Here is a 17,491-nt window from a genome sequence, read left to right as displayed (position 1 = left end):
GAGAGTTCCTCCTTATTCTCTTTTATTATACATGAATTCCTTGAGAATAAGGTGTCAACTTTATTTATACAACATCAGACATTGGCATTCAGACACTGGTAGCCGATGCAGGATACAAAACACCAGCGATAGCAAAGTTACTTCTGGATGATGGTATCACACCTCTTCTACTGTATAAACGCCCCATGACCAAAGATGGTTTTTTCAAAAAAGCCGAGTATGTGTATGATGAATATTTTGACTGCTATGTATGCCCGAATGATCAGGTGCTGGCTTATCATACGACGAACCGTTCCGGATACCGGGAATACAAGAGCTGCGGAATCGTCTGTGAAGGATGTCCATATCTGAAGCAGTGCACAGAAAGCAGGGATCATGTGAAGGTAGTGACCCGGCATATCTGGGAGCCGTACATGGAAAAGTGTGATGATATCCGGCATACGATTGGGATGAAGGAAGTGTATGCGCAACGGAAAGAGACCGTAGAGCGCCTCTTCGGAACAGCAAAAGAAAACCACGGATTCCGCTATACACAGATGATAGGAAAAGCCCGGATGGAAATGAAAGTCGGGCTTACGTTTGCCTGCATGAATCTGAAAAAACTGGCAAAGATGATAGCCAGGAAGGGAAAAAGGGGAGCCCAAAAGTGTTTATTATTGATCAAGTACACACTTTTTGAACCGAAAACAAGAAAAACGCTTCTGGAGTGCTGACCAAAAGCGTTTTGTCTACAGTCTGAGGCTGGGAATATCCCAGCCTGCTTTGGCTTATTTCGTCCGTTTGCCGTGATAGCTGTTCTTTTTCACAACAACCAGGGATATAAACAATCCTGCCAGAGAAAGTCCCATCAAGGAAATCCACAATCCCAGGTTCATGGTATCTCCCGTCTTGGGCGGATTGACCGGCTGCTCCGGTGCATCGCTATCCTTGGTGTTGGTAAAGGCTGCCACAGCGGTTTTACCGTCGCTGATGCCTCCGCCGCCGGACGGTTGAGTTGGCGTAGACGTATCCTTTTCATATAGCAGTGCGAACGGAGAGAAGGAGTCAACTGCGAACTTAACGAATTTCTGTCCGCCGATTGTAACCGTTTCACATGTCAGTTTCTCCGGAATACGAGTGGTCAAAAGTTCATTCACATCAGCGTCACTGTCGCGGTCGATGCCCTTAAAGTGGATGATATGGAACTCAGAGTTTGACTTTGCATCGCTGGGGACCGGCCAGTACAGGTTCATTTTCTGACCAGCACCCATGGTAACGTAGATATTGCCGTCTGAGGTATCAACCAGATCGAGATAGCGGAACTGATATGAATACTTGCCTTCGGTGTTGGAGGTTCGATTGATGTACGCACTTAAAAGTGCATCATCCAGACTGTGATCGACCATCAGTTTTACACCGTCAGAGGATGCGCTGATACCGCTGTTATTGATATAATACTGCGTGTCTGTCTGTGCAGTGCTGACAAGCATGATATCCTTTTCCTGCGGATTAACGCTTGGAAGCGTGTTGTTCTCGATAGCACGATAAGTCATATCATTGTTGCCGCGGACCTTCAGCGTGCCAGTGCCCAGCTTGATTGGAAGGGTGAAGGTCTGGCCATCCGCGGTTAAAGTCGCCTTGTATATCTGTTCATCCAGCAGACCCTGATACACGCTGATCTTGTAGTTGCGGAACTGGTCGGTGAGCAGCGCCTGAAACTTCGAGTCAGCCATGACCGAGCCGTCCGCACGGGTGAACTGTACGCGGGGGACGTTCTCCTCGCCGTCGTCGATCTGGCGGAGCTTGTAGATATAGACCCGACGTCCGTTCTCCCTAACATGGCTCTTGCTTTCATCGCTGTACAGCTCCAGACTCCAGCTGCGCATTGTACCGTTGTCGTCGTCAGAGGTCAGTCGTAGTTTGCCGCTCAAATCAACCGGGGTTTCGTCTGTACCGCCGAGCATTGTGTTAATATCGTCCGGCAGAGTGATATAGAAACCGATCTCCGGCAGATCATTCGCAGCAAACTTGCCATCTTGACCGATCACGCCGTGATAGCCGTCACCGCCGACATAAACCGTCAGGTTCATCGGTGCGATTTTAACGGCGGCATACGCTTCATCCGGCTTCCACTGGGCGTAAACCGTCATATTATTTTTGACATCGGTCGTAGCGGTAAAGGCATCGCCTGTACCGTCCGCCTTGGTGTTCCAGCCATTGAACAGGTAGCCGGTACGGGTCGGATTGGTCGTCGGCAGGTCAAAATGGTTTGCACTGCCTGCAACCTTCTCCTGCGACATAATACGCGGAGAGGCTTCGGTGTCGCCGCCGTTCTTATCGAAGATAACGCGGATACCGCTTGCCACCTGCCACATATAGTAATCGTTCGAGCCATCGGCATCGGCCATGCGCTTGAGGAACCAGCCGTCTCCCACGGCATCGGCATTGCCCAATACAAACACATTCTGTGCGGGGGAATCGGTGTTTTTCTTGGAAAGAATGTAGTTGTCACCAAGTGCAGGCTTTTTCAGAGTCTGCCAGTCAGCGGGGTCCACCGTGTTGACCGTGGTGGTACCGGTGGAAAGGCCCTTGATTTGTACAGGAATCGTACCGGTATCGTAGTTTGCACCGGGTGCGATTGTCGGCAGCCGCAGTTCGCCGTTGGTGGCGGTGTAATCATTCTGCAAATAAGCCGATCCCATCAGCGCCATTACACCATCGTTGGTCACAGCACCCTTCAGGTTGCTTGTGCCGTGATTGATCAGGTGGCCGTTGGAGCCAATCTGCGTTGCGCCGTTGACAAAAATATCGTTGTAATTGGCGGTCTGGCTGTGCAGCTGCTCCCAGGTGCCGTTAATGACAGTATCGCCCCAAATCCAGACCTGACCGTTATCCGTTGTCAGGCTGCTGCCTTCCTCTACCATCAGACCCGCATTGCTGCTCATAATGTGGGCAGTTACATTGGAATTGTTGGTGATGTTGACCTGGGACATCATTTTAATGAATGGAATAGTGGCCTCACAGGCATACACATTGGCAACCGGGAATTCGGTCGAGTAGGAGCTTGCCTGCGTTCCGCGGATACCGGTGCGGATTTTCGGCTTTCCGGTGACATTAATGGAAGACCCCGCCGGTACAGTTTCTTGATCGGTAGCCATCACAAGGCCCACATCACCGCCGTTTACCGTTACAGTTACAGGACCGTTGGCAGTAGCCGGGACGCCTCTTTCCCACAGACCGAAAATATATCCCTCGTCGTATTCAGTATTATACTCACTATTTTTCAGTTCAACATCGGTTGCATTGACCGTAACTGAACCCTGAACAACCGAATCGCTTGCACCGAAAATGTTCTGTACATGAGAGCCGTGGGCGTTGATCGTAATATTGCCGCCTACGTTACCGCGCAAGGCTCCGTAGATTTCCGGCAGATCATACGAGTCGGGTGTCGTTCCTTTGTCCCATGCCCATGCATTTTCATAGGTGTCGATCGTAATGTTGCCGTCTACCGTATAATTGCCCTCAACGCCTGGATAGAGAGCATAGCTATTGCCTGCGCCGACAATCGGCCAGTTGGAACCTAACCGCAGAATCCGATTGGTATTCTCATAAGCAGGATTACCTGCAATGATATGCAAATTACCGCGAATGATGGATTCCTCCAGCGGCGCCTCCGTACCGACAATGCCCGCTACACAGCCTGCACGAACATCCAGAGTGACATCCCCCTTCATTTCGCAGCCGTATGTGCCTTCAATTGCAGGAAACGCGGTACTACTTTTGTTGTCATAAATCAGCGTAGCATTGCCGCCAACATAGACATTTGACACACCCGCGCCGTCGCCGCTGGTTCCGTCGCCCTTCATACAGCCGGGGTTCAGGTGGTTGCCGCCCTGCATTTGAATATCGCCCGTGATTTCCAAATAGGTATCGCCCTCAACGGAGCCTTGATAGGAGCCGCCGATCACATCGTGCAGACCGCTATAAGAAGTCGGGTTGATATAACCGCTTGCCGCAATCACCACATAGGTGCTGGCTACTGTTGTTTGGTAGCCGCCGCCGTAGAGCGTTTCGTTCAAATGGATCTGACCGTTTTCGGTGAAAATCGTCCGGTAACCGTTACAGAACAGTCTGCTGCCGGTCACATTGACATTATCAAAGGTGCAGTCACCGGTCAGAACACCATAAGAAGGAAAGGAGAGCTTCTTCATTTCTCCCTCGTCGCTTTTCACAGTAATATGCTTGCCATTCGCACCAAATGAAATATATCCGCTTGTAGCGTCGTTGGAAAGCGTTATGTCCGCTTTCAGCACAATGGTCGCTTCATCCTCGGTGCTTGCCGCAATGTTTGTCAATACGGTGCTGAGTTCAGCTGTAGTAGATACTTCATAGCTTGGCGCGGTGACAGTCGACTGCTCCGCATCCTCCTCTGATTGAGGTAGGATCGTTTGGGTTTCACCGGTGTCAGGTGCTTCAGCATTCGTATCATCCGCCGCAAATGCGGCTGTTGGCAATGATACTTCATAGCTTGGCGCGGTGACAGTCGACTGCTCCGCATTCTCCTCTGATTTAGGTAGGATCGTTTGGGTTTCACCGGTGTCAGGTGCTTCAGCATTCGTATCATCCGCCGCAAATGCGGCTGTTGGCAATGATACTTCATAGCTTGGCGCGGTGACAGTCGACTGCTCCGCATCCTCCTCTGATTGAGGTAGGATCGTTTGGGTTTCACCGGTGTCAGGTGCTTCAACATTCGTATCATCCGCCGCAAATGCGGCTGTTGGCAATGATGCGAGTAGCATTGCCGCTACTAACAACCCTGATAGGATTCGTTTTTTCATATTGATTTCTCCTCCTATTTAACGCTATCAACCAGTCAAAGCACTGATGAACAGCGCATATTAACAAAAAACAAGACGTAAAATGCAGAGAATACCACATAATTTGCGTTCTGTTGTACTTTATTGCATAACGTCTGAATATCCACTAATTTTACGTTGAAATTATAGCATTGCAGTATACCGTTTGCAACGGCTATTTCACAAAATCGACGAGAGTCTATCGGGCAAAAAAGCAGAAGCGGTATTCCTGTTCATACGCATCCATATCAACGAAGCCCCACTTCACGCATAACCTTCTTCGTACACCAACCAATGCACGGGTGATCTCGCCCATAGGGACAGCCATCACATTCCGACTTGGGTTTCGGTGGCAAAGAGATTAAGTAGTAGCAATTATTTCTACCCAGACGGCAGCCCTTTCTGCCATTCGTCCAGTAGTAGCAATAATGGCAATCGCTCGGCTTGTCTGCGGTATAAACAGGCTTGCTCAAATGAAACACCTCCAATCTCTTGTATTTGCCCATGGTTTTGGGCATAAAAAAAGAGCGCCTATCCATCCCTAATGCGGGGCAAATAGACGCTCTATGTACATAACGATATTTAATTTTATCTGCTATAACTGCATGGTACTCAAAACATCCGCCTTTTTTGATTAGCTGGATTTTTGGCACGATTTTGGGGCTGATTAGCAGGAAGGGCATTTTCATTAGCAAGAACAGCCCGTTTTCTGCTAAAAATTAGCTGGCGATTTTGTCTTATAACAACCGTTCGATTCTGGAGGGGTTGTCAAAAATCAAATTTTGGAGTAGAATTTTATCTCATACAGTGAAAGAGATTTTTCGCAGCTTTTTATATAAGAAAAGCCGAAAACCCTTGAAAACAAAGGCTTTCGGCGTTGTTCACTGGCGTCCATAAGAGGATTTGAACCTCCGACCCCACGCTTAGGAGTATGGCTTACCATGTGATACACGGTTCGGATGTAACTTCCAATATCATCCCTTACGCAGAATGACTTGTAGTAAACGAACTTTATGGTGCAAAACACCTATTCTGACGCAGTTTTATGTGTCCGTTGGGTGGTCCTATTAGCAAATTCTTAGCAAGAGGACACCCAGCCAAAGCCGATTGCTACTGCCATTCTTCACTCCCTTAGTCAAAATGACAAGGCAAATACATGGAGGTTACTATGGACAAGAAAGAGAAAAAGTCACTGCCGGAACCGCGCACATACACCGTAGAACAGATTGCAGCCATGCTCAACATCGGCCGCACAACCGCATATCAGCTCGTCAAGCAGGAGGAGTTCAGGATCGTCCGCATAGGAAATGCAATCCGCGTTTCCAAGAAATCTTTTGACGAGTGGCTGGAAAGTTTGGAATTGTGAATATCGCAAGAAACGCCGTAGGCTCAAAAAACCTATGGCGTTTTTTTATACCCATTTTGAAGGAGGCTGGAGATGAAACTGACAGAAGCAGAAATGAGGATGGTGTTTCAGATTGAAAGTACCAATCAGAACGCTGCCCTGAATGAGATTTACATGACATGGCGCTATGCGCCGAACCCGGCAACGAAAGAAACGGCGGAAGGCCTTCTGGACAAGCTCCGCCCCCTGTCGGATCAGGAGTGCATGGATTTGATCCGCAAGGTGCAGACCGGATACCGTCTGCCGGAGAAAGCCCGCACCATCGGGGAAATGCTGGCAGAAGCCAGGCAACGATCCGGGGCGCAGAAGTTATCCGGCCATGACATTATGGCTTTGGAGCGTTTCGACCCGGCAACCAGACACATGATCGTCTTTGATGTTCTTACCCATGACTCGCCTGTTGGCTGGAAGGGTGAGAAAATGCGCCTGTTCCTGACTGACGCCGGATACAGCAAGGCTTTGGAGAATCAGGAAAAGGGGCACATCAAAATCCGCAATCATGCGAAGGTGCTTTCCGGCGATCTCCACTATGACCATAAAGACCGTGAGAGGTAGCCGCCCCCAAAATGTATCAAAATCAGCGGAAAATCTTCTGTTTCTTCCTCTGTGGCTTGCGTTCTGGACAGGACGTGGATGTTTTCCCATGCGGGAGGCTACGGAGGCATACAGCCGGATAAACCACTCAAAATCAACACTTTTTATTTTCACAGAAAGGAGGTGCGAAGATGGCTGTTTTTCGTATTGAAAAGACCCGTGATTATACGGTCATGTCGAACCATCACTTGAAAGATCGGACGCTGACCCTGAAATCCAAGGGGCTGCTGTCCATGATGTTGTCGCTCCCTGACGAGTGGAATTACACCACCAGAGGTCTTGCGGCGATCTGCCGGGAAGGTGTGGACAGCATCGGGGCGGCATTGAAGGAGCTGGAAAACCACGGGTATATCCGGCGCACCCAGCTTCGGGACGAAAAAGGCAAGATCACGGATACCGAGTATGTCATTTACGAAATGCCTCAGTGCGAGCCGCCGTCAAGCCCAGGTACGCCTTTACCGGGTACGGCAAAGCCATATACGGAAAACCCGGATATGGGTGTCCCGGATACGGCGGAACCGTGTACGGAAAACCCCGCACAATTAAATACTAATCAAACAAAGACTGATTTATCAAGTACGGAGATATCAAATCCTATCCCATCAAATCCCCCTACCCCCGCAGGGGCAAGGATGGGAACGGATCGGATGGGAGCCAGAGAATGTTATCGTGAAGTGATTTTGGACAACATCGAGTACAGCTATCTGGTGCAGGACAGCCATATCGACCGTGAGCAGCTTGACGAGATCGTTGACCTGATCGTGGATACCGTATGTTCTGCCCGCAAAGTCATCCGCATTGCCGGAGATGATTATCCGGCAGAGGTGGTAAAGTCCCGGTTTATGAAGCTGGACAGTTCCCATGTTCAGTATGTTATGGACTGCATGAAGGACAATACCACCTATGTCCGCAATATCAAGAAATATCTTCTGGCGGCGCTGTATAACGCCCCGACCACCATCAACAGCTACTATTCTTCCCTGGTGCAGCACGATATGTACGGGGACGGGCAAAGGGGGCAAGGCTAAATGCAGGAGGAAGTAACGCGAGGTGCCGTGACGCTCATTGTTGACGGAGCCAAGCTAAGCGAGCAGGTCTTTGAAAAGACCGTCAAAAAATTTCTGGAGGAAATCCAGAAAAACCAGAAGCCCAAAATCTACCGCGGCAGGCAGAGCCTTAAACAGCTTGCCAGCCAGAACGCCGGTCTTGCCAATATCGAGATCAGCAACAAGAATATCAAGGCTTTCTCCCACGTGGCGAAGAAATACCATGTGGATTTTGCCTTGAAAAAGGACACCGCCGCAGAGCAGCCCCGTTACCTGGTCTTTTTCAAAAGCCGGGATGCGGATGCCATCACAGCGGCGTTTCAGGAGTTTGCCAGCCGCAAAATGAGTCGGGAGGAAAAGCCCTCCATCCGGGATCGGCTGACCCAGGCGAAGGAACAGGCGGCAGAGAAAACGGAACACCGTACCATTGACCGGGAGAAAGTAAAGGTCAAAGATCGGAGCGTGCAGAGATGACCGTGAAAAAACTGTTTTTGCTGAACCTTCCGTATCTTCTGTTTGTGTATCCCTTCGATAAGCTGGCACAGGCTTTCCGGCTTGCGCCCGGTTCTGACCTCTCCGGCAAGCTGCTCTCCATTGGGGACGGCTTCACGGCAGCGCTTTCCTCCCCGTGGCTCAGTTTCCATCCCACGGACCTGCTGATCGGCATAGCCGGTGCGGTGGTCCTTCGCATGGCGGTCTACCTGAAAGGCAAAAACGCTAAGAAATACCGCCACGGAATCGAGTATGGTTCTGCTCGTTGGGGTACGGCGGTAGATATCGCTCCCTACATGGACAAGGACTTTTTCCAGAACATCCCTATGACGCAGACGGAGCGGATCACGATGGCGAGCCGTCCAAAGCAGCCGAAGTATGCCAGAAACAAAAACATTCTGGTGATCGGCGGTTCCGGCAGCGGCAAGACGCGGTTCTTCTGCAAGCCGTCTCTGCTGCAAGCCCATTCGTCCTATGTCTGCACCGATCCGAAAGGGACCTTGCTGCCGGAGATCGGCACTTTCCTGGAACGGAAGAAATACCGTATCAAGTGCCTCAACCTGATAAACTTCCGAAAATCCATGAAATACAACCCACTGGCCTACATTCGGTCAGAGAAAGATATTTTAAAGCTGGTGAACGCCCTGATTATGAACACGAAGGGAGAAGGCGAAAAATCTTCGGAAGATTTCTGGGTCAAAGCGGAACGCCTCTATTATTCCGCACTGATCGGCTACATCTGGTACGAAGCCACGGAGGAAGAAAAGAACTTCATCACACTTCTGGACCTTATCAATGCCAGTGAAGCCAGAGAGGACGACGAAACCTATCAAAGCCCGGTGGACCTGCTTTTTTCTCAGTTGGAGGAACGGGAGCCGGACCACTTTGCTGTCAAGCAGTACCGCAAATTCAAGATGGCTGCCGGCAAGACCTTAAAATCCATTCTCATTTCCTGCGGTGCCCGGCTTGCTCCCTTCGACATCAAGGAGCTGCGGGACCTGATGGAATATGACGAACTGGAACTGGATACCTTGGGCGACCAAAAGACGGCGCTGTTTGTGATCCTTTCGGATACGGACAGCACTTTCAATTTCGTGGCCGCCCTCATGTATAGTCAGCTTTTCAATCTGCTCTGCGACAAGGCGGATGACTTCTATGGCGGGCGACTGCCCGTTCATGTCCGTCTGATCCTGGACGAGTTTGCCAACATCGGCCAGATACCGAACTTCGATAAGCTGATTGCCACCATCCGAAGCCGTGAGATATCGGCTTCTATTATTTTGCAGTCGCAGAGCCAGTTAAAGACCATCTACAAGGATGCGGCAGATACCATTGTCGGTAACTGTGACAGCACCTTGTTTTTGGGAGGCAAGGAGAAATCCACGCTCAAGGAAATTTCGGAGCTGCTGGGAAAAGAGACGATTGATCTCTATAACCAGTCCGAAAACCGGGGCAGCCAGGTTTCCCACGGCCTCAGTTATCAAAAATTAGGAAAGGAGTTGATGACCCAGGACGAATTGGCAGTGATGGACGGCGGCAAGTGTATCTTCATGCTGCGGGGCGTGCGCCCGTTCCTTTCGGACAAGTACGACCTCACCCGGCACCCGAATTACAGATACACGGCCGACGCCGACCCTAAAAATGTCTTTGACATGGAACGGTACATGAAGAAGCAGCGTGCCGTGGTAAAACCCACGGACACCTTCGATGTGTACGAGATTGACGCAACAACTTAACCCAAAATCAAAAACATTTTTTAGGAGGATTATTTTATGGAATTTTTCAACAGCGCAGTTGGTGTTTTGCAGACTCTCGTAGTGGCCCTGGGCGCAGGTCTTGGTATCTGGGGCGTTATCAACCTTCTGGAAGGTTACGGCCAGGACAACCCTGCTTCCAATGCTCATGTATGATAGAGAAGCACCAACAAAACAGACAAAGACAGCCGCCCTATCGCTATTCCGAGCAAAAGGGTTTGGTAGAAATGCTCACAGCCGTATGCTATACTAAATATGATTTGAGCAGCGGCGAACTGGCGTGGAAATCGCCAATTCGCCGCTTTGCCTATCAAAAATATTTTTCGAGAAATTTTCTCTTTTTCTGTAAGATTTTCAGCCGAATCCATAGTACATGGGTGAGGCAGGAAAGGACGGTGATGTAATTGGACGATAGCAAAATTATTGATTTGTTCTATGCGCGCTCGGAGCAGGCAATCATGGAGCTATCAACAAAATACGGGGCTGTTTGCAGCAAGGTTGCAAAGAATATTTTGAACAATTCGCATGACGCAGAAGAATGTGTCAACGACGCTTATTTGGGTGCATGGAATACGATACCGCCTCAAAACCCAAACCCGCTATTGACCTATATCTGTAGAATCGTTCGCAATCTGGCGATTATGAAGTACCACGCCAATACAGCGATCAAACGAAACAGCTTTTACGATGTTGCATTGGATGAATTGGAGGACTGTCTTGCTTCTTCTGAAACTGTCGAGGACAAGCTGACAGCCAAGGAGCTTTCTGCTACTCTTGATCAGTTCCTTGATACGCTGGATCAGGAGAACCGGGTAATTTTTGTACGGCGATACTGGTACTCCGATTCGATTTCAGAGATAGCAGAACGATTGCACATGAGCAAAAACAATGTATCTGTTCGCCTTTCCAGAACACGGGAAAGATTGAAAAACTATTTGAAGAAAGAGGGGTACATCCTATGACACGAAAGGATATTTCCGATGGTGTTGGGAATATCAGCACCCGGCACATCCAAGAGGCGGCAAGTTATATGGCCGCAGAAAAAAAGGTCAGCTTTTTCAAGAAGCCTTTTGGCAGATCAATGATCGCGGCTGTTCTCGCGCTGTGCATACTCGCTGGAGGCATTCGTATTTTCTCTCCCTTTGGCGGTATGGTTGTAACTGCCTATGCACATGGGACAGACGAGGAAATTACGCAGGCCGGTGCAGTCATCAACACAGGTACGATCAGCGACAGCGGCGAAATGACAGGGCATCCGCTGATGTTCTATCTTTCTGGGAAAGACATTTCTACTGTCCGTTTTTCCTGCAAAAACCAGCAGATCAATTTTATGGACTGGACGGAAAAGCGTGACGAATTTGGCCTGGCTCAAAACTTTACGGTTTCCTATGGAGAGGACGAAAGCGAATACTATTATCTCCTGATTGACTGGGTTCCCAATGCCACAATTCGGGAACTGACTGACAATGAGGACAGTACGATTGCAGCTTTGCCGGAGGAAATGCGGAATGATATTATCGTCATGGAGATTACATTTGAAAACGGAAAAACTACAACAAAGGCAATTACAATCTCTCTGTTAGACGACGGTAGATTCTTTGCGTCCTTTGATGATTACCAAATCAGCGAAGAAGATACGTTTATAAATCGTCCCGATAGCGAAGCAATCGGTGCCGCACCTGTTATAGAGGATAATTACAAAGAAGCAGATCCGAATGAACCAGAGCAAATTGTCATTCCAAATAGTATTACTTTCACAGGAACAATCATTGACAATGTGATTGAAAGTTTAGTTCCCATTATTCTTGTTGATGTCGAGGAAAATTCAGGACTAAGCTATGATAAAGTGCTGTTTGAATTGACAGAGGAACAAAAAGATTGGGAATTAAAAATTGGTACGCGGGTACAAATAGTCTGCTCGGACATTTTTCAAGAATCGACTCCCCCGATTGGCAATTTAATTTCTATTACAGAAGCAGCACCCAATGATGAGTTGAAAATAGCAGATGAAGCAGCCAGAGCCTATTATGAGAATACAGTCTTTGAAGTTGTTTCTTTGGAATTAAAGAGCCAGACAGAAAATGAAATTTCTTTTTCCGTCTGCGTGAGCAAAGGCGGCATCGTGCAGGAGCCTGATCGAACGATCATTTTACAGTTAGTAAATAACAGTTGGGAAGTAGTTAATGAGGGTTACTAATTCCTGTTCAAAACAATCCTAAACAAATAGCAAACCCAGCCGAGCCTGTCAACGGTCGAGATGAACGGCGCAGACGCGCCGCCGTTGACAGCCCCGCCCGTCTTTGCTGTTCGGTAATCAAGAGGGCGACAGCACAAGATGCTGCCGCCCTCTGCCATTATTCAGAAAGGGGGATTTTCCATGACCGAACACGAAAAGTATCAAGAACATATCCGGCATACACACGATGCCTTTTGCAAGACTGTTATTCGCCACGCTGCCATAGACGCAGCCCGGAGCATACGGAGCCGCCGCAAGCGGGAAATCTCGCTTGAGTATCTGATAGAAGAAAAACACTATCCATTCAGTACCACAGATAAATACTTTGCGGAGCAATCCGGCATGACCAGCTATCCGCTTTTCGTCTGTGGTCAGATGGTGCTTTTGGAAAGTCCAGAGCTTGCCGCAGCCCTGTCCGCACTATCACAGATGGAACAGGAAATCATTTTCTTGTACTACTTCCAACGATTGACGCATAGGGAGATTGGACGGAGATATGGACGGGCTGGCAACACAACCGGGCGGCGTATTCAGATGATTTTACGGCGGCTACGGGCAGAGTTGGAGGGTTTGTCCTATGAGCCAGCTACTTCCCTATGAGACAATCGTTAAGGCAAGCGAGGGCGACCCGGAAGCTGTTGCCGCCGTCCTATCCCATTATGCCGGATATATCCGCTCTTGTGCGAAAATGGACGGACAGATTAACACGGATATGCAGGAGCATATCGTCAGGCAACTGATAGAAAGCCTGTTGAAGTTCCGCTTTGACCGCTGACAATTTAATACCGCCGCCCATCACATCGGCACATAAGCAGTAAATCTTGAAAAAGGTTTGCTGCTTTTTTTGCGCCCATTTTCAAAAATCTTTGGCAAACCATACCGCCAGATTGTTGTAGGGAGCAGACAGGGAAAATAAAAAAATTTTCGCTGCGTTTGCCAAAACGCCCCCTTTTCACCGTTGTAGTGGTGAACAGCGGGCAGAACACGCCGCCGCAATCGCTATATTGGTGGAGCAAGCCAGTATATCCGCAAACCAGAGCCGCCGAGGAAAGCGGTAGTTTTTTAGAGCAAGATTCTACCACGGTGCCAAAATCCGCATATCTGCGGTTTTGCCCCCTTTGGTAAATCTTGTTGGGGAGTGCCTTCCCCAAACCCTGCTCATGCGCCCTGTCGGGCGAGAAAGGAGGTCAACGCTTGAAGAAAAAATACAACACGCCCCACCGCTGCCATGTGGTCAAAACCCGCATGACCGAGGAAGAATACGCCGACTTTACCGAGCGACTGAAACACTATGACATGAGCCAAGCCGAATTTATCCGGCAAGCCATTACACGGGCGACCATTCGCCCCATCGTTACCGTTTCCCCGGTCAATGATGAACTGTTGTCCGCCGTTGGCAGGCTGACCGCCGAATACGGAAAAATCGGTGGCAACCTCAATCAGATTGCCCGCGCCCTCAACGAGTACGGCACACCATACAACGCCCTGTCCGTTGAAGTCCGCGCCGCCATTTCTGACCTTGCTGCCTTGAAGTTTGAAGTCCTGCGAAAGGTAGGTGACGCTGTTGGCAACATTCAAACATATCAGCTCTAAAAATGCGGACTATGGTGTAGCCGAGCAGTACCTCACCTTTGAACATGACGAGTTTACCATGAAGCCCACCCTTGATGAAAACGGGCGGCTCATGCTCAGGGAGGACTATCGAATAGCCACGCTGAACTGCGGCGACGAGGATTTTGCCGTTGCCTGTATGCGCTCCAATCTCCGCTATGGGAAGAACCAGAAGCGGGAAGATGTAAAAAGCCACCACTACATTATCAGCTTTGACCCACGGGACGCGGTGGACAACGGTTTGACCGTAGACCGGGCGCAGGCGTTGGGCGAGGAATTTTGCCGGAAGCAGTTTCCCGGACACCAAGCCATTGTCTGCACCCACCCGGACGGACACAACCACAGCGGCAATATCCATGTGCATATCGTTATCAATTCTCTGCGGATAGAGGAAGTTCCGTTCCTGCCTTACATGGACAGACCGGCAGACACCCGCGCCGGGTGCAAACACCGCTGCACAGACGCGGCGATGGAATACTTCAAAGCCGAAGTCATGGAGCTGTGCCACCGGGAAAATCTCTATCAAATCGACCTTTTGCATGGCAGCAAAAACCGCATTACCGAGCGTGAGTATTGGGCGCAGCGGAAAGGGCAGGCAAAGCTGGACAAGGAAGCTGCCGCCTTGCCAGCCGAGGAGCAGCCAGCCAAGCCCACGAAGTTTGAAACAGACAAGGAAAAATTGCGGCAGGCCATACGCACCGCGCTGTCCTCTGCCGCAAGCTATGGCGAGTTCGCCGCCGTTCTCTTGCAACAGGGCGTGACTGTCAATGAGAGCCGAGGGCGGCTATCCTACCTCACGCCGGACAGGACAAAGCCCATTACCGCCCGCAAGCTGGGCGATGATTTTGACCGCGCCGCCGTTCTTGCCCTTTTGGAACAGAACGCCCACAGAGCCACCGAGCAGACCGCAGCCATACCCGAATACCCCCGCAGCATAAAGGAGCGTTTGGAGAGCAAAAAAGCTGTCCAAACCACACCGGAAAAGGACGGTATTCAGCGCATGGTTGACCGGGCGGCAAAGCGAGCCGAGGGAAAAGGCGTGGGCTATGACCGCTGGGCGGCAATCCACAATCTGAAACAAATGGCGGCTACCGTTGCCGCCTACGGGCAGTACGGCTATTCGCCGGAGGAACTGGACGCAGCCCTTGTATTCGCCAATGCGGATTTACAGGACAGCACCGCCAAGCTGAAAGCCCTGGACGCTGCTATCCGGGAGAAAAAGGAGCTTCAGACACAGGTGCTTGCCTATGCCAAGACCAAGCCTGCCCGTGACGGTCTGAAAGCGCAGAAAACGGAGAAAGCCCGCAGCACCTACCGGGAACGGCACGAAAGCGATTTTATCATAGCGGACGCAGCCACCCGTTATTTCCGGGCGCATGGCGTTTCCAAGCTGCCAAGCCATAAAGCCCTGCAAGCGGAAATCGAGCTGCTTACCGCCGAAAAGAACGCCCACTACAACGAATACCGGGAGAAAAAAGCCCGTGTCAAGGAGCTGCATACCGTGAAAAGCAACCTTTCCCAAATCCTGCAAGACGAGAAAGACAGGCAGAAAAAGCACGAACAGGCGCGTTAAAAACCGCCCCAAACGATACCAAAACGGGGATATGCCCTGCACCCTATCCGCAATACTGCCCACCTTTGAAATGGGGCGTACAGCGCAGGAAATCCCCGAAAATGATACCGAGAAACTACATTTTTACCGACCTATCCGCTTATACCAGCGGAAACGGCAGAAAGGAGCGAGAAATGCCGCGCATGAGCAAAAAGCGGCGGTTGGAATGGAGCTTTTTCCTCAACCACCGAAACCGTATCACCTACAATGACCTTTGCCGGGGCTGCACACACGGCTGCAAGCAGAGCTTCCGGGCGATTATCGTCCTCTGCCCCCGGTATTTCTCTAAGAGATGGAGACACAGGGAGGACACCGCCAATGGCAGATAACCGAAAATATTACTACCTCAAACTGAAAGAAAACTTCTTTGACAGCGATTCCATTGTGCTGTTGGAGGACATGAAAGACGGGATTTTGTATTCCAATATCCTCTTGAAGCTGTACTTAAAGTCGCTGAAAAATGGCGGCAGATTGCAGCTTGACGAGCATATCCCCTATACCGCCCAGATGATAGCCACGCTGACCCGTCACCAAATCGGGACGGTGGAACGGGCATTAGCCATCTTCCAGCAGTTAGGGCTTGTGGAGCAGCTTGACTGCGGGTTGCTCTATATGACCGACATTGAGTTAATGATTGGTCAATCCTCTACCGAAGCGGAACGGAAACGCGCCGCAAGGCTTGAAAACAAGGCACTTTTGCCGCCGTGGACAAATGGCGGACATTTGTCCGACATTCGTCCACCAGAGATAGAGATAAAGAAAGAGATAGATATAGAGTTAGAAAAAGAGGGAGAGTTAAAGGGACAAGCCCCTGCCCGCAGCTACGGCAGATATGAGAATGTATTTCTGACCGATACGGAGCTTTCCGAGCTGCAAACGGAGCTGCCCGAAAAATGGACGTACTACATTGAGCGGCTTTCCGGCTATATTGCGTCCACGGGCAAGAAATATAAAAACCACGCCGCCACTATCCGCAGATGGGCGGCAGACGATACCGCAAAGGCTGCCCCTAAACAGGGCATACCCGAATACACCTGCAAGGAGGGCGAGAGCTTATGAGTAATCTGTTTACGGAACGAGTTTTGAATATGGCGGCTGATACCCCGCAGCCGGAGGACTACACGGGCGAGGACGGGCTGCTTTACTGCGGCAAGTGCCACACACCGAAAGAAGCCTACTTCCCGGAAAAGCAAGCCGCCCTGTTTGGGCGTGACCGCCACCCGGCAGAATGTGACTGCCAGAAAGCCCAGCGTTTGGAGCGTGAAGCCGCCGAACAGCGCAGAAAGCACCTTGATACCGTAGAGGACTTGAAACGCCGGGGATTTACCAATCCCACCATGCAGGAATGGACTTTCACCAATGACAACGGGAAATGCCCGCAAATGGAGATTGCACACTTCTATGTGGAGCATTGGGAAACCATGCGCGAGGAAAATATCGGCTATCTGCTATGGGGTAAGGTCGGCACAGGAAAAAGCTATTTTGCCGGGTGTATCGCTAATGCCCTCATGGAGCAGGAAGTCGCTGTCCGCATGACGAATTTTTCTGCGATTTTGAATGACCTGACCGCCAGCTTTGAGGGGCGCAACGAGTATATCGAGCGTCTTTGCCGTTTTCCTCTGCTTATCATTGATGATTTTGGAATGGAGCGCGGCACAGAGTACGGTTTAGAACAGGTCTACAATGTGATTGACAGCCGCTACCGCAGCCGCAAGCCCTTAATCGTTACCACCAATCTGACATTGGACAGCCTGCAAAATCCGCTGGACACCGCCCACGCCCGGATTTATGACCGCCTTTTGGAAATGTGCGCCCCTATCCTTTTTACGGGCGAGAACTTCCGCCGTGAAACGGCGCAAGCCAAGCTGAACAGGCTGAAAGAATTGATGAAATGAAAGGAGTTGCC

The 17,491-nt window shown here is 50.2% G+C and carries 17 protein-coding genes and 1 pseudogene; 16 read left to right on the top strand and 2 right to left on the bottom strand.

Annotated features, from left to right (window positions below; all coding sequences use genetic code 11):
* Positions 1-80: 80 nt before the first annotated feature.
* Positions 81-739 (top strand): annotated as a pseudogene (locus WMO62_RS09800) (transposase); the annotation flags it as partial.
* A gap of 28 nt (positions 740-767) precedes the next feature.
* Here the strand turns inward: WMO62_RS09800 and WMO62_RS09795 are convergent.
* On the bottom strand, positions 768-4,817 hold the full coding sequence (locus tag WMO62_RS09795) for an InlB B-repeat-containing protein (RefSeq protein WP_349144539.1): 4,050 nt from the start codon (positions 4,815-4,817) through the stop codon (positions 768-770).
* A 1,186-nt stretch (positions 4,818-6,003) separates the two neighbouring features.
* On the opposite strand from WMO62_RS09795, the gene WMO62_RS09790 reads away from it, so the two are divergent.
* The 10 genes from WMO62_RS09790 (at position 6,004) to WMO62_RS09745 (ending at position 13,137) form a co-directional block, all read left to right on the top strand.
* Entirely contained in the window at positions 6,004-6,201 is a 198-nt protein-coding gene (locus tag WMO62_RS09790) for a helix-turn-helix domain-containing protein (RefSeq protein ID WP_114000934.1), read from the top strand.
* 72 nt (positions 6,202-6,273) lie between these two features.
* Entirely contained in the window at positions 6,274-6,795 is a 522-nt protein-coding gene (locus tag WMO62_RS09785; RefSeq protein ID WP_349144538.1) for a DUF5720 family protein, read from the top strand.
* A 170-nt stretch (positions 6,796-6,965) separates the two neighbouring features.
* Entirely contained in the window at positions 6,966-7,862 is an 897-nt protein-coding gene (locus WMO62_RS09780) for a DUF6017 domain-containing protein (RefSeq protein ID WP_349144537.1), read from the top strand.
* Positions 7,863-8,354, top strand: a complete 492-nt coding sequence (locus WMO62_RS09775) for a PcfB family protein (protein WP_349144536.1) — start codon at positions 7,863-7,865, stop codon at positions 8,352-8,354. It begins immediately after the preceding gene.
* Positions 8,351-10,108 carry a VirD4-like conjugal transfer protein, CD1115 family gene (locus WMO62_RS09770; protein WP_349144535.1) on the top strand — a complete coding sequence of 586 codons (1,758 nt, stop codon included), beginning with the start codon at positions 8,351-8,353 and terminating at the stop codon, positions 10,106-10,108. Before WMO62_RS09775 ends, WMO62_RS09770 begins: the two co-directional genes overlap by 4 nt.
* Positions 10,109-10,144: 36 nt before the next feature.
* Positions 10,145-10,282 (top strand): Maff2 family mobile element protein, encoded by a 138-nt coding sequence (locus WMO62_RS09765; RefSeq protein ID WP_435390478.1) that lies wholly within the window; start codon positions 10,145-10,147, stop codon positions 10,280-10,282.
* A gap of 248 nt (positions 10,283-10,530) precedes the next feature.
* On the top strand, positions 10,531-11,088 hold the full coding sequence (locus WMO62_RS09760; protein WP_435390477.1) for an RNA polymerase sigma factor: 558 nt from the start codon (positions 10,531-10,533) through the stop codon (positions 11,086-11,088).
* A complete protein-coding gene (locus tag WMO62_RS09755; RefSeq protein ID WP_349144534.1) occupies positions 11,085-12,323 on the top strand; it encodes a hypothetical protein in 1,239 nt (412 codons plus the stop codon). Before WMO62_RS09760 ends, WMO62_RS09755 begins: the two co-directional genes overlap by 4 nt.
* Positions 12,324-12,503: 180 nt before the next feature.
* Positions 12,504-12,962 (top strand): RNA polymerase sigma factor, encoded by a 459-nt coding sequence (locus tag WMO62_RS09750; protein WP_023921375.1) that lies wholly within the window; start codon positions 12,504-12,506, stop codon positions 12,960-12,962.
* Entirely contained in the window at positions 12,940-13,137 is a 198-nt protein-coding gene (locus tag WMO62_RS09745; protein ID WP_005946132.1) for a helix-turn-helix domain-containing protein, read from the top strand. The genes WMO62_RS09750 and WMO62_RS09745 overlap by 23 nt, the downstream gene beginning before the upstream one ends.
* Before the next feature lie 4 nt (positions 13,138-13,141).
* Here WMO62_RS09745 and WMO62_RS09740 read toward each other — a convergent pair whose 3' ends face one another.
* Positions 13,142-13,513 carry a hypothetical protein gene (locus tag WMO62_RS09740; protein ID WP_349144544.1) on the bottom strand — a complete coding sequence of 124 codons (372 nt, stop codon included), beginning with the start codon at positions 13,511-13,513 and terminating at the stop codon, positions 13,142-13,144.
* 43 nt (positions 13,514-13,556) lie between these two features.
* Here WMO62_RS09740 and WMO62_RS09735 point away from each other — a divergent pair, with 43 nt between their 5' ends.
* The 5 genes from WMO62_RS09735 to WMO62_RS09715 all read left to right on the top strand — a co-directional run bounded on the left by WMO62_RS09735 (position 13,557) and on the right by WMO62_RS09715 (position 17,480).
* Positions 13,557-13,955 carry a plasmid mobilization protein gene (locus tag WMO62_RS09735; protein ID WP_040647222.1) on the top strand — a complete coding sequence of 133 codons (399 nt, stop codon included), beginning with the start codon at positions 13,557-13,559 and terminating at the stop codon, positions 13,953-13,955.
* Positions 13,927-15,546, top strand: coding sequence for a relaxase/mobilization nuclease domain-containing protein (locus tag WMO62_RS09730; RefSeq protein WP_349144533.1), 1,620 nt, complete (start codon positions 13,927-13,929; stop codon positions 15,544-15,546). The genes WMO62_RS09735 and WMO62_RS09730 overlap by 29 nt, the downstream gene beginning before the upstream one ends.
* A 173-nt stretch (positions 15,547-15,719) precedes the next feature.
* Positions 15,720-15,914, top strand: coding sequence for a hypothetical protein (locus WMO62_RS09725; protein ID WP_349144542.1), 195 nt, complete (start codon positions 15,720-15,722; stop codon positions 15,912-15,914).
* Entirely contained in the window at positions 15,904-16,644 is a 741-nt protein-coding gene (locus WMO62_RS09720; protein WP_349144532.1) for a phage replisome organizer N-terminal domain-containing protein, read from the top strand. Before WMO62_RS09725 ends, WMO62_RS09720 begins: the two co-directional genes overlap by 11 nt.
* Positions 16,641-17,480 (top strand): ATP-binding protein, encoded by an 840-nt coding sequence (locus WMO62_RS09715; RefSeq protein WP_349144531.1) that lies wholly within the window; start codon positions 16,641-16,643, stop codon positions 17,478-17,480. Before WMO62_RS09720 ends, WMO62_RS09715 begins: the two co-directional genes overlap by 4 nt.
* Positions 17,481-17,491: the final 11 nt, after the last annotated feature.

The sequence above is a fragment of the Hominiventricola aquisgranensis genome (assembly GCF_040096225.1).
GTDB lineage: Bacteria > Bacillota > Clostridia > Lachnospirales > Lachnospiraceae > Hominiventricola > Hominiventricola aquisgranensis.
The sequence above is the reverse complement of the archived record's forward strand: the minus strand, read 5'-3'. Positions and strand labels throughout refer to the sequence as shown.